Source organism: Rhizobium sp. SVR5-9E (assembly GCF_056755095.1).
The window spans coordinates 1-316 of record NZ_JBNDHS010000318.1 but is presented as its reverse complement, the minus strand read 5'-3'; the positions used below and the strand labels follow the sequence as shown (position 1 = coordinate 316).

The window sequence follows — 316 nt, the reverse complement described above, 5'->3', positions numbered from 1 at the left end:
ATCAATATCAAGATGAATGATTTTCGCCTGTTTTGCGTATTTATCCAAACGGCCAGTCACTCTGTCATCGAAACGCATTCCGACGGCGATCAGAACATCGCATTCGTTGGTCATTACATTGGGTGCGTAATTACCATGCATTCCCAACATCCCGACGTGCAGTTTGTGATGGGTTGGAAGTGCACTCAATCCCATTACGGTTGCTGCTGCTGGAATATTCACTTTCTCAATAAAAGCTTTAAGCTCTTCTTCAGCTTTGCCTAAAATCACTCCTTGTCCAAAAAGAACAAAAGGTTTTTTTGCCTGATTAATCAAT

At 41.8% G+C, this 316-nt stretch carries 1 pseudogene; it reads right to left on the bottom strand.

The annotated features are described in order from the left end of the window. Positions 1-316 (bottom strand): annotated as a pseudogene (locus ACPYOJ_RS34990) (acetolactate synthase 3 large subunit); the annotation flags it as partial.